This is a genomic window from Pseudomonas sp. Z8(2022), assembly GCF_025837155.1.
GTDB lineage: Bacteria > Pseudomonadota > Gammaproteobacteria > Pseudomonadales > Pseudomonadaceae > Aquipseudomonas.
In genome coordinates this window covers 4,362,797-4,375,324 of sequence record NZ_CP107549.1, presented here as the reverse complement: position 1 = coordinate 4,375,324, position 12,528 = coordinate 4,362,797, and the positions used below count along the sequence as shown (strand labels likewise).

Here is a 12,528-nt window from a genome sequence, read left to right as displayed (position 1 = left end):
CTGCCGATTGGCAGTACGCCGGGCGTGTATCCGGCATGCGCCGAGTGACGTGCCTCCCCGTCGCTGCGGCCGCTGCACCAGGCAAAGCGCTGAAAGCGCGCTGTCCCCTTCTTTTCGAGGAGTGGGGGGAGATCCGGGGCCACCTTAACCTTCCGCTGATTTTTCCGATTCGGGCCGGCTTGAGCACCTGTTCAAGCCGCATCCGCCAGTGGTGATATTTCAGGGGGAAGTATGAACAAGGTTTATTGCAGCGTTTGGAATGCCTCAACGGGCACCTGGGTCGCAGCTCCGGAAACTGCGCGTCGTCAGAGCAAGGGCAGTGCCCGTCTGGCCTGCGCCCTGCTGCTCGGCGGCGCGCTGCTCAGCACGCACCAGGCCATGGCCGCCTGCGGCACAGCGCGAAACTGTACGGGGGGAGACACTCACCGCACCAATACCGATGGCGGCATTTCCGGAGGCAACTGGACCTTCAGCGGTAACGGCTCCGACCTGCACGCCTGGTCCTCCGACCCGGTCACCGGCGGCAGCTTCACCATCACCAACAACGCCAAGGTCTGGGCCAATGCCAACAGCAGCATTAGCGGAGGCACCTTCAACATTTCCAACGGGGCCTACTTCGAGGTGATGAGCAGCAACGCCGTTACCAACGGCGTGAATATCAACCTTGGCTCGGGCGGCTACCTGGATCTGAACAGCTATACCGGTACTTTCGCGTCGCTCAATGGCAGCGGCACAGTTCTCGGTTTTTCCTCGGGAGGAAGCTTACCGCTGCTGATTCTGGACGGTGGTGCCGGCAGTCTGTCGACCTTCAACGGCAACACAGTGATCGGTGGCGCCAACCTGCAACTGAATTCTGGCCGGCTGATTCTCAACGGCATCTACGGGCATCAGAACACCACCGTCAAAAGTGGCGCTACCCTGACGGCCACCACTGCGCTGAAGAATGTAACCGTCGAGTCGGGCGCTACTCTCAACGGCAGTGCATCCAGCTACGATCAGCTGAACCTCTCGGGCACCTATTCGCCCGGTCTGAATTCGGTCACGATGACGGACTTCTGGCTCAATGGAGGCACCCTTGTGGTGACCGCCCGTGACGGGGCAGCCGCCAGCGACGCCAGCTTCATCTCGGTCAACTACATGCTTGGCATCACCAACTCCACCGTTCATGTGGAGGCGCAGCGCGGTGCATGGAATGCCCTGCGTACCTACCGGATACTCGAGACCCATAACGTCAGCAGCCTCACCGACGGTGACTTCGCCGGCGTAACGGCCAACTTTGCCTACCTGACGCCCACCCTGACCAAACATACCACCGGTACCGCCGCGTACTGGGTGCTGACGCTGGAACGCAACGGGCCTGGTGGCGCACTGTTCAGCGAGGACGCACAAACACGCAATCAGTACGCTGTTGCCAACAGCATCGACAACCTGGAACCAAATCACCCGATCTATAACTATGTGCTCACCTTGCCGGTTGGCGAGCCTGCTGCAGCTTTTGACAGCCTCTCCGGCGAAGCCCACGCCAGTTTCCTGGCGGGCCTGCCGAACATCACCAGCCATGCCTATCGCCTGCCGCTGGCCAACCTGCGCAACAGCCTCAATGCCGGCCTGAATCCGGCGGCGGTCACCGCGCAAGTGGGCGGCACCCAGGGCTCCAGCGGCCTGCCGGCATTTGGCGACAAGCCGGCCTGGGTCGAGCTGGTGGGTAACTGGCAGAACGTCGATGGCGACAGCAACGCCGGTTCGCTGGATCAGAACAGCGTGGGCGTGTTCGCCGGCTACGACAACGATATCGGCAATGGCTGGTACCTGGGCGGCGCCCTGGGCTACACGCAGACCGATGCCGATGTCAGCAGCCGCGACAGCGAAGCCGACATTCACAGCTACAGCGCAACGCTGTACGGCGGCAAGGCTTTCGCCCTGGATGTCCAGCGTCAGCTGAACGTCCTAGGCGGCCTGTCGTACACCTATCACGACATCGACAGCGAGCGCAAAGTCCGCGCCCTGGGCCAGAAGCTCACCGCTGGCTACGACGCCCACACCACCCAGGTGTTCGGCGAAGTGGGCTACCTGATCGGCAAGCCGGACGGTCGCTACGTCGAGCCGTTCGCCGGTCTGACCGTCAGCCACCTGGAAGTGGGTTCGTTCAAGGAGAAGGGCGGCAGCGCGGCGCTCAAGGGTGACAGCGATGACGACACCCAGGTGGTGTCCAGCCTCGGTGTACGCGGCCAGCTGCCCTACGAGTTCGGCAACTTCGGCGCCACGCTGCGTGGCTCGCTGGCCTGGCAGCATGCTTTCGGCGACGAGCACATGGACGCCACCATGCGTTTCGTCGACGGCGGCCATGACTTCAACGTGCGTGGCGTGTCGCTGGAGCGCGACACCGCAGTGCTGGGCCTAGGCACGCAGCTCAACGTCAGCCCCAACGCGGCGATCTCGCTGGACTACGAAGGCCGCTACGCCAGCGGTCTGCGCGAGCACAGCGCGTCGCTCAAGGCGCAGTGGAACTTCTGATCCACAGGTTCGGGCGCCATGGATGGCGCCCCCAAAACCCAGGGCAGCTTCGGCTGCCCTTTTTCATGCCCGCATGCGGTGGATCAGATCAGCAGCAACTCACGGGCCCGGCTGATGGCCTGCGAGCGGCTGCTGACGCCGAACTTCTCGTGGATGCGCTTGCGATGGCCCTTGACCGTGCCTTCGGAAATGGCCAGGCGGGCAGCGATCTCCTTGTTGGTCAGGCCTTCCGCCACCAGCAGCATGACTTCGCTTTCGCGCGGGCTGAGCAACTGCTGGCCGGCGATGGCCGGCGTGCTGGTGGCTGACGCCGGGGCGACCTGTTCTAGCCACTGCTGCATGCCTTCGGGCAACTCCCGCCCGCGGGCGACCGCCCAGCCGGCGATTTCCACCAGGCCGGCAAAGCCCGGCCCGAGGGTCCGGCGCAGGCCGCTGCGGGCCGAGAGCCGGTAGGTGGCGAAGGTGTGTTCGAGCGCCAGGCTATAGCGCCGCGTCATGAAATGAGCGCGTGCCAGCAGCAGGTGGTAGCTCAGCTGCCAACGGCAGCTCTCCCCGCGCATCATCTCTTCGTCCAGCCGCGCCAGGTAGTCGGCCGCAGCCGCAGGCCGGTTGATCTCCAGCATCAGATAGGCCGAGGCCAGCACCGCCGGCACATGGATGCTCAGCTCGTAGGCGCTGACCGGCTGGCTGTGCAGCAGATTCTCCACGCCGTCGGATTGCTGCAGCAGCAGCGCCTCGCGCCAGTGTCCGGCGCGGATACGTTCCAGCAGACGGACGATCTTCAGCAGGGCGATCAGCCGGACCAGACCACGTTCGTGGGCGAAGACCTCGGCCTGGTCCAGCAGCGGCTGGGCAGCCGCCAGACCGCCCTGCCGGGCCAGGCTGGCGACGGCGGCGGCATAGGCCTCGGCGTACAACGGGACCCAGCCGCTGGTATTGCGCACCTGGGCCAGGGCGGGCAGCAGCAGGTCGAGGGCCTGCTGATCCTCGCCACACAGGTGATGCAGCAGGCCGCGAGTCAGGCTGGCAGCGAGCCATTCGTAGGTATTCGGGCCGGCATCGGTGAGAGCATCCGCGAAGGCCGCCTGAGCGCAGGCGCAGGCACTTTCCAGTCGACCCAGGGCCAGCAGGGCATGGGCCTTGTGAATATGCAGGAAGATGCTGATGCGCGGGCGGTCATCCTGTGGCGCCAGGTTCAGCCCGACGTCGGCGGCGGCCACCGCCTCTTCGAAACGGCGCTGGTCCAGGTAACCGTAGGCCAGCACCGACCCCCAACTGGCGGCGAGCACCGGCTCGGTGACCAGCAGGCGATCCACCTCCGCCTGCATCTCGTCCAGCATCGCCGGCGTGATCGGGCTATCGACGATGCACAGGAACACCACGCGGTACAGCTGCGCCCAGCTCTGCACCTCCTGGCCCGCGGCACTGCTGCTGACCCGGGTGAATCCTTCGGTCTGCTGCCAGGCCTGCTCGAACAGCGAGCGCGCCTCGCGCAGCCGGCCGGCCCGCACGCGCTGGTACACCTGACTGATGAACAGCAGTGGAAACTCGCCGGCCTGCTCCACCGGCAACAGCTCGCTCAGCTGGATATTGGGACCGCGGCCGAGGTCGAGGGCCACGGCACCCGCGTCCTCAATCAGCCGCGCCGCCACCGGTGGCTGGTCCAGGGCCACGGCATGCAGCACGGCCTCCTTGGCATAGCCCTGCTCGCCCAGCCACCGGGCGACGAAATACTTCAGCTCGCGATAACGCTGCGGATTGAAGCGGCTGAGCCGGGTCGCCAGGTACAGACCCAGCGCCGGACTGACGCAGGCCCAGCGCTGCCGGGAATCGGCATAGCGAATCATCCAGCCTTCGCGTAGCAGTTCGTCGATCAGCCCCCAGTGGCTCACCGCTCCGGGCAGGGCTGCCACCAGTTCGGGGATGAAGCGCTGCAGCACGCTCAGCTCCATCAGCGCATCCAGGCGCGCGGGGGACATGCCCTGACAGATGTGGGTTTCGAAATAGTCGGCCAGCTCCTCCGGCAAAGCCGGCGGCGACTGCGGATTTGCCAGGTACTGCGCGCAGAACTGCGGCGCCCGTTGCAGGAAGCGCAGACCGGCCGGCCAGCCATCGACCAGGGTGTTGAGCTGGCCGATCTGCTCCCGGCTGTACTGGCCACCGATCAGGGCCGCTGCTTCATCGTCACGCATGCGCAGCTGGCTGGGGCCGATGACCCGGATCACCCCGCCCAGCTCGGCGCGGCGCAGGTTATGGGCCTTGAGCTGGCTGGCGGCGAGAACGATGCGGCCATTGGCGGCCACGCTGAGCACGAAGTTCTGCAGCCGGTCCAGGGCCTCGCGGTTCTCCAGCCAGTGAACACCGTCGATAAAGCCGCTGACGCCGGCCGGCATCTCCGGCAGCAGGTCCTGCGAGGAACTGTCCGGCAGGGCGAAGGCGTGACTCAGGTGCTGGTGCAGGGTCGCAGGGTCGTTGTCGGCATAGGACAGGTTGACCCAGCACACCGGCTCGCCGGCGGCCGCCAGCTCCTGGTAGCACTCGTTCATCAATACCGTGCGGCCGCCACCCGGCGGGCCTATCAGCACGCTGACCGAGCCCAGATTGTCGATGATCTGCTGAACCAGATGCGGGCGAGGCAGCAGAGCCTGCATCAGCCTTGGCGGCCTGAAGCGACTGCCGCGTGACGCTGCCTCGGTGGCGGAACTGCCGGCGCCCCGTTGGACAGTGTGCACTGAACTTCTCCTTTACGACTGCCTGCTGAAACGGGAGTGCAACTCGTGGAATTTGGATATTAACGGTGAAGAGCCTAACAGAGCATCTGGCAACCTCTATGCCCACCTTTAGCACCCCCTCCCGCCTCGCTCACGGCTGATTCCCGCAGCGCGTGGTACCAGCCGTGGATGCTGCGACGCCCCGTCCCATGCGCACCCCCATAGGTGGGCACAAGCAGCATCAACCCCACCCTTTTTGCGGGCTGCCGGGCTGTCTGACCGGCCACCTAGCATGGCGGCTTTCTTATGCCTGCCGCCGGCTCAGGGGGAGATTTCCGCCAGGCACGAGCAGGTCAAACTCAAGGGGAGAAGAACGTGAACAAGGTGTTTAGGAGTATCTGGAACACGGCAACCGGCACCTGGGTGGCGGCGCCGGAAACCGCGCGGAGCAGGAGCAAGGGCAATCGGAAAGTCATGGGTGCGCTGGTGCTAAGCCCCGCCCTGCTGGCGGCCACAACCGCTCAGGGGGCCGCCACTTGCGCAGGCACCGTATGTACCGGCACCGACCCAACGGATTCCTACGCCATCATCGCTCCCTTGAGCGGCGATCACACCTTCAAGGGAACCATGGAAGTGCTCCTGACCGACACCAGCGAGCTGCGCAGCGGCGAGCATCACCTTGTTCAAGACTCGGTCAAGCTGGTAGTAGGACACGACCACGCAATCACGGGCGCGACCGTCAGCCTGTCCAACAGTGCCGAGCTGAACTTTCGCCAGTCGGCCGTTCCGTCGATCACCCCCAGCAATCCAGCCATCGCCGGCGGGACATTCAACTTTGTGGATTCGACCAAGCTGAATGCCGATCTGAGCGGCGCCATCGGGGGCGGCACCTTCAATCTGGGTGGCAACTCCAGAAGTACAGCCACCCAAGGCGGAGCCATCGATGGAGCCGTACTCAACCTGTCTGGCACAGCTGAGCTGCAAGCCACCACCGATCCGTCTGCGATCAACAACACCATTTTTAGCCTGGCGGACACCTCCAAGGTCTACATCAAGGCAAACGACGCCATCGCCAACAGCAGCTTCACGCTCAATGACAGCTCCGTCATCGAAGCCGAAAAGAGCCTGAAGGCCAACCTCCTTGAACTGAATGACAGCTCTACCCTGTATCTGCATGGCAACGCCGGGACCTATACGGCAACGAGCCTGACCGGCAACGGCGGCAGCATCGTGAACGCCGACAACTCCACCCGTGCAGGTCTCAGCCTGCTCGGCGACGGAACCGACAGAACCTACTCCTGGGCCGGTACCTTCGATGGCAACGCTCTGGAAATGACGGTGATGTTCAAGCGAGGTATCTGGAACTTTACCGGCGGTTCCAACGACACCACGACACTGATCCTCGAGGACAAGGCTCAGTTCACCGGCTACGGCACCCACGGTTCCATGAGCGCTCTGGCGGGCTCTACCATCGCGCCGGGCTTCAATACGCTGAGCGTCAATAACCTGGATTTTGAAGACGGAGCTCGCTATGTGGTGTCGGCCCGCGATGACGGTACCGCCAGCAAGCTGGAGGTGCGTGGGCAGCTCGAGCTGCAGGTCCCGCTGACCATTCATGTTGACGCTCAATCCGGCGCCTGGAGTACCGAGCAGTCGTACGACATCATCACCTGGAGCAGCAAGACCGGCGCGTACTTCAGCAACAGCAACGTAACCGCCAACTTCGCCTACCTGACCCCGACCGTGATTGAGCACGGCAGCAGCAAAAAGCTTGAGCTGAAACTGGTCCGCAACAGCAATAGCTCCGGCACCTTCGCCAGCCAGGCCCAGACGCCGAACCAGCGTGCCGTAGCCAACGCCGTCGAGGCGCTGCCCTCCGGCCACGCGGTCTACAACTACGTCGAGACCCTGCCGGCCGGCGCTCCGCCTGCGGCCTTCAACAGCCTGTCCGGCGAAGCCCACGCCAGCTTCCTAGCGGGTCTGCCGAACATCACCAGCCATGCCTACCGCCTGCCGCTGGCCAACCTGCGCAACAGCCTCAATGCCGGCCTGAACCCGGCGGCGGTCACCGCGCAAGTGGGCGGCACCCAGGGCTCCAGCGGCCTGCCGGCATTTGGCGACAAGCCGGCCTGGGTCGAGCTGGTGGGTAACTGGCAGAACGTCGACGGCGACAGCAACGCCGGTTCGCTGGATCAGAACAGCGTGGGCGTGTTCGCCGGCTACGACAACGATATCGGCAATGGTTGGTACCTGGGCGGCGCCCTGGGCTACACCCAGACCGACGCCGATGTCGGCAGCCGCGACAGCGAAGCCGACATTCACAGCTACAGCGCAACGCTGTACGGCGGCAAGGCTTTCGCCCTGGATGTCCAGCGTCAGCTGAACGTCCTAGGTGGCCTGTCGTACACCTATCACGACATCGACAGCGAGCGCAAAGTGCGCGCCCTGGACCAAAAGCTCACCGCAGGCTACGACGCCCACACCACCCAGGTGTTCGGCGAAGTGGGCTATCTGATCGGCAAGCCGGACGGTCGCTACGTCGAGCCGTTCGCCGGTCTGACCGTCAGCCACCTGGAAGTGGGTTCGTTCAAGGAGAAGGGCGGCAGCGCGGCGCTCAAGGGTGACAGCGATGACGACACCCAGGTGGTGTCCAGCCTCGGTGTACGCGGCCAGCTGCCCTACGAGTTCGGCAACTTCGGCGCCACGCTGCGTGGCTCACTGGCCTGGCAGCATGCTTTCGGCGACGAGCACATGGACGCCACCATGCGTTTCGTCGACGGCAGCCATGACTTCAACGTGCGTGGCGTGTCGCTGGAGCGCGACACCGCAGTGCTGGGCCTGGGCACGCAGCTCAACGTCAGCGCCAACGCCGCCGTGTCGCTGGACTACGAAGGCCGCTACGCCAGTGGTCTGCGCGAGCACAGCGCTTCGCTCAAGGCGCAGTGGAACTTCTGAACCACAGGTTCGGGCGCCATGGATGGCGCCCCCAAAACCCAGGGTAGCTTCGGCTGCCCTTTTTATTACGCGTCTTTTTCCTCGCTCAGCGCCTGGTAGCGCTGCTGCAGCTCCTCGCGAATCTGCCGGCGCTGCCTGGCCTGGCGCTGGCGGCGCAGACCGTCGGGCGTATCCGGCTGCAGCGGCGGAACGGGCGCCGGGCGGCCCTGCCCGTCGACCGCGACCATGGTGAAGAAGCAGCTGTTGGTATGGCGTACCGAGCGCTCGCGAATGTTCTCGGTGATCACCTTGATGCCGATTTCCATCGAGGTGCGCCCGGTGTGGTTGACCGAGGCGAGGAAGGTGACCAGCTCACCGACGTGAACCGGCTCGCGGAACATCACCTGATCCACCGACAGCGTCACCACGTAGCAGCCGGCGTAGCGGCTGGCACAGGCGTAGGCCACTTCGTCGAGGTACTTGAGCAGCGTGCCGCCGTGGACGTTGCCGGAGAAGTTGGCCATGTCCGGAGTCATCAGTACGGTCATCGTCAGTTGCGAGGTTCCGGCTTCCATCGTTGCTCCGAGAATTGCGGGCTGGGGCGCTGCAGTGCTGAGTTTAGCCCGGCTAAGATGAGGTTTTGCCTGGTTAGGATGCCCAATGATGCCTATGCGCCACATTCCCCTCCTTCTGCTCGGCCTGCTCACCCTCCCGGCGCTGGCCGAATCGTCATGCGAGACGCCGGCGCAGTGCAACCAGGAGGGCACGGCCGCCTACAAGGCCGGACGTTTCGAGGCGGCCATCGAGTCCTTTGAACGCCAGTTGCGCCGTGTCGAGGGTGAGGATGAAAGCGGTTTCGAGCTGGCCCTGAACAACCTCATGCTGGCCAACCTGCGCGCTGGCGACGCCGGCATGGCGCGCGCCTGGTTGCAGGTGGCGCTGGATCGCAACCTTTCCGGTTCGGCGACTCGCCACAACCTGGCCAAGGTCACCCAGGCGCTGGATTATCGGGCGCTGAGTGCCGGCCCGGTGGGCCGCTACCTGCGCTACAGCGGCCAGGCGGTGTGGAGCGAACTGCGGATCAGCGAGATTCCTGAAGGTGGTTATCAGGCCAGCTTCGCGCCGTTGCGCGCAGGGGCGCGGGTTGAGGAGTACGGCCCCGCGGCCATCGGTGAGCTGGACGGCAAGCTGGTTGGCGACGGCGTGCAGATGCGTCTGGAGAATGCCGGTCTGGGCGCCCAGTGTGCGGTGCAGCTGCTGCGCGAAGGCATCGCCGTGCAGGTACTGGAAGTGTTCACCGATGGCTGCCAGGAATACGGCGGCATGGGCATCAGTGTGGCGGGGGATTACATCAAGGTACGCTGAGTCCGCCCCGATAGCTTGCGCTACCGGGACATGCCGTCAGGCGTGATGGAGGTACCAGCGCCAGTCCTGCTCGCCGACTTCGCCCATGAACTGACGGAACTCGGCCCACTTGATCGCCAGGAACACCTTGAGGAAGTCCTCACCCAGCGCCTGCTTGGCCCAGCTGGAGTTTTCCAGAGCGCGCAGGGCGGTCAGCCAGTCGGTGGGCAGGGTTTCGCGGGCCTGTTCATAGCCGTTGCCGACAATGGCCTCGCCTGGGTCGATCTGGTTGCGGATGCCGTGGTGGATGCCGGCGAGGATCGCCGCGGCCGCCAGGTATGGGTTGGCATCGGCGCCGCAGATGCGGTGTTCGACGTGGCGGCTGTTGGCCGGGCCGCCCGGTACGCGGAACGATACGGTGCGGTTGTTCACCCCCCAGCTCTTGGCCAGCGGCGCGTAGCTGTTGGCCTGGAAGCGGCGGAAGGAGTTGGCGTTGGGGCAGAAGATCGCCAGGGCGTCGTTGAGCGTGGCCATCATGCCGCCGATGGCATGGCGCAGCAGCGGCGTACCGTGCGGGTCTTCTGAGGCCATCAGGTTGTTGCCCTCGGCATCGGCCAGCGACACGTGCATGTGCAGGCCGCTGCCGGCCAGGTCGCCGAACGGTTTGGCCATGAAACAGGCCTGCAGTCCGTGCTTGTTGGCCACGCCCTTGACCAGGCGCTTGTAGCGCACGCCTTCATCTACCGCCTGCAGGGCGTCGAAACGGTGTTCCAGGGTCAGCTCCAGCTGGCCGGGGGCGTATTCGGAGATCGCCGTGCGCACCGGCAGGCCCTGCACCTCGCAGGCCGCGTAGAGATCGTCGAGGAACGGCTGCAGCTGCTCCAGCTCGTACACGCCGTACACCTGCGGCGCCTGGGGGCGCACGCCGTTCATTTGCAGCGCCGGCTGCGGGCGGCCGCTGGCATCGCGCTGCTTGTCCAGCAGGTAGAACTCCAGCTCCACCGCCATCACCGGGTGGTAGCCGTCGGCGTTCAGCGCCTCGACGGTGCGCGCCAGCACGTGGCGCGGGTCGCCCGGGGTGGCTGGCAGGCCCTTGGTCGGATGCATGCTGACCTGTAGCTGGCCGGTGGGCACCGTACGCCAGGGCTGCAGGGTCAGGCTGCCGGGGATGGGGTAGGTCCAGCAGTCGGCGTCGGCCACTTCCCAGACCAGGCCGCTTTCTTCCACGTCCTCACCCTGGATGGTCAGCGAGAGGATCGAACTGGGCAGCGGCCGGCCGTTCTCGTAGATGGCCAGCAGCTCGTCGCGGTGCAGCAGCTTGCCGCGCGGGATGCCGTTGGCGTCGATCAGCATCAGCTCGATGCTGCGCACTTCCGGGTGGGCGGCGAGGAAGTCACGGGCTTCCTGGGGATTGGCGAATTGCATGCATACCTCGTTGCGTTCGGTGACGCGTGATCTGTAGCCCGGATGCAATCCGGGAGGGCCCAACCCGGATTGCATCCGGGCTACGACGGGCGCGAATTACTCGCGCGCGCCGGGAATGGCCAGCAGCTCGCCCAGTGCTTCGTCCAGCGTGGCGATCAGCCTGTCCACATCCTCCGCCGTGGTGCTCGGGCAGCACAGGGTCATGTTGTGGAACGGGGTGATCAGAATGCCGCGGTTGATCAGGTACAGGTGCAGGGCCATCTGCAGCTCGTCGTGGAAGGCGGCCTCGGCCTCGGCGCCGGTCTTCGGCGATACCGGGCAGAACTGGAACTCGCTGCGCGCGCCCAGCTCGGTCACCGACCACTTCAGCTCGTACTTGGCGATCAGAGAGCGGAAGCCGTCGGCCAGGCGCCTGGCCAGCGGCAGCATGTGCGCGTAGGCGGCCGGGGTCATCACCTGTTCCAGGTTGGCGCGCATGCAGTGCATGGCCAGGGCATTGGCCGACAGCGTGGTGCCCATGCCGCTGTGGCCGTGGCCATGGCTGTTCTCGCTGGCCCGCTGACGCGCCGCGGTCATGGCTTCGGCCATCGCCGCGCTGCAGCCGAAGATGCCGCAGGGCACGCCGCCGGCAATCGGCTTGCCGACCACGAAGAAGTCCGGGTCGAGGTTCCACAGTTTGGTGCAGCCGCCGATATCGGTGGAGATGGTGTGGGTCTCGTCGATGATCAGCAGCGCCCCGTACTTGCGGGTCAGCTCGCGGCACTTCTGCAAGAAGCCCGGGTCGGGCAGGACCATGCCGATGTTGGTCATCGCCGGCTCGCAGAGCAGGGCGCAGACGTCGCCTTTCGCCAGCGCGGCTTCCAGCGCCTCGAGGTCGTTGAAGGGGATCGAGCGGCTGTACTGGGTCAGGTCGTAGGCCTGGCCGATCAGCCCGGAGCGGGCCACGGTCTGGCCATCGCGATGGCGCACCATCACGTCATCCACGGTGCCGTGGTAGCAGCCGTCGAACACCAGCAGGGTCTTGCGCCCGGTGATCGCCCGGGCCCAGCGCAGCACGTAGCGGTTGGAGTCGGTGGCGGTGGCCGTCACCTGCCAGTAGGGCAGGCCGAAGCGCTCGGCCAGCAGCTCGCCGCAGACCACGGCGTCTTCGCCCGGCAGCATGGTGGTCAGGCCGTTGTTGCCCTGTTCGGCGATGGCCTTGGCGATCGGGTCCGGCGAGTGGCCGAACATGGTGCCGGTGTCGCCCAGGCAGAAGTCGATGTATTCGTGACCGTCCACGTCATAGAAGCGCGCACCCTTGGCGCGCTCGACGAACAGTGGCACCGGTGTCGACCAGTCGGCCATCCAGTGCATTGGCACGCCGCCGTACAGCGAGTGGCGGGCGCGCTCGGCAAGGGCCACGGACTTCGGGTTGCGAGCGAGGAAACGCTCGCGCTCGCGAGCGGCGAAGGTTTCCACGGCGGCTTGGCTGATACCACTGGCAGTCATGCTGAACACCTCGTTCGAATTTCCGAACATCATATTTTGTGATCACAAAAATCACAATATGTCTCGCAATAACCGTTCTGAGTTAGTATTTATTTAATTATGTGATCACAAA

General features: G+C 65.1%; 7 protein-coding genes. 3 read left to right on the top strand and 4 right to left on the bottom strand.

The window, feature by feature from the left end; translation table 11 throughout:
- The first annotated feature begins 231 nt into the window (after nt 1-231).
- Nucleotides 232-2,514, top strand: a complete 2,283-nt coding sequence (locus OEG79_RS20735) for an autotransporter domain-containing protein (RefSeq protein ID WP_264146818.1) — start codon at nt 232-234, stop codon at nt 2,512-2,514.
- An 83-nt stretch (nt 2,515-2,597) separates the two neighbouring features.
- Here OEG79_RS20735 and OEG79_RS20730 read toward each other — a convergent pair whose 3' ends face one another.
- Nucleotides 2,598-5,246 carry a LuxR C-terminal-related transcriptional regulator gene (locus OEG79_RS20730; RefSeq protein ID WP_264146817.1) on the bottom strand — a complete coding sequence of 883 codons (2,649 nt, stop codon included), beginning with the start codon at nt 5,244-5,246 and terminating at the stop codon, nt 2,598-2,600.
- A 354-nt stretch (nt 5,247-5,600) separates the two neighbouring features.
- Here OEG79_RS20730 and OEG79_RS20725 point away from each other — a divergent pair, with 354 nt between their 5' ends.
- Entirely contained in the window at nt 5,601-8,180 is a 2,580-nt protein-coding gene (locus OEG79_RS20725) for an autotransporter domain-containing protein (RefSeq protein WP_264146816.1), read from the top strand.
- Between the two features lie 65 nt (nt 8,181-8,245).
- On the opposite strand, the gene OEG79_RS20720 is transcribed toward OEG79_RS20725, so the two are convergent.
- Complete coding sequence (locus OEG79_RS20720) at nt 8,246-8,734, bottom strand: acyl-CoA thioesterase (protein ID WP_264146815.1); 489 nt, start codon at nt 8,732-8,734, stop codon at nt 8,246-8,248.
- An 85-nt stretch (nt 8,735-8,819) separates the two neighbouring features.
- Between OEG79_RS20720 and OEG79_RS20715 the strand changes: the two genes are divergently transcribed.
- Nucleotides 8,820-9,524: a tetratricopeptide repeat protein gene (locus tag OEG79_RS20715; protein ID WP_318840825.1), complete on the top strand. Its 705-nt coding sequence runs from the start codon at nt 8,820-8,822 to the stop codon at nt 9,522-9,524.
- A gap of 36 nt (nt 9,525-9,560) precedes the next feature.
- Here the strand turns inward: OEG79_RS20715 and OEG79_RS20710 are convergent, their stop codons facing one another.
- Both OEG79_RS20710 and OEG79_RS20705 read right to left on the bottom strand, forming a co-directional pair.
- The gene (locus tag OEG79_RS20710; RefSeq protein WP_264146813.1) at nt 9,561-10,928 is read right to left on the bottom strand and encodes a glutamine synthetase family protein; all 1,368 of its coding nucleotides are present in this window, start codon (nt 10,926-10,928) and stop codon (nt 9,561-9,563) included.
- A 96-nt stretch (nt 10,929-11,024) separates the two neighbouring features.
- On the bottom strand, nt 11,025-12,416 hold the full coding sequence (locus tag OEG79_RS20705) for an aspartate aminotransferase family protein (protein ID WP_264146812.1): 1,392 nt from the start codon (nt 12,414-12,416) through the stop codon (nt 11,025-11,027).
- Nucleotides 12,417-12,528: the final 112 nt, after the last annotated feature.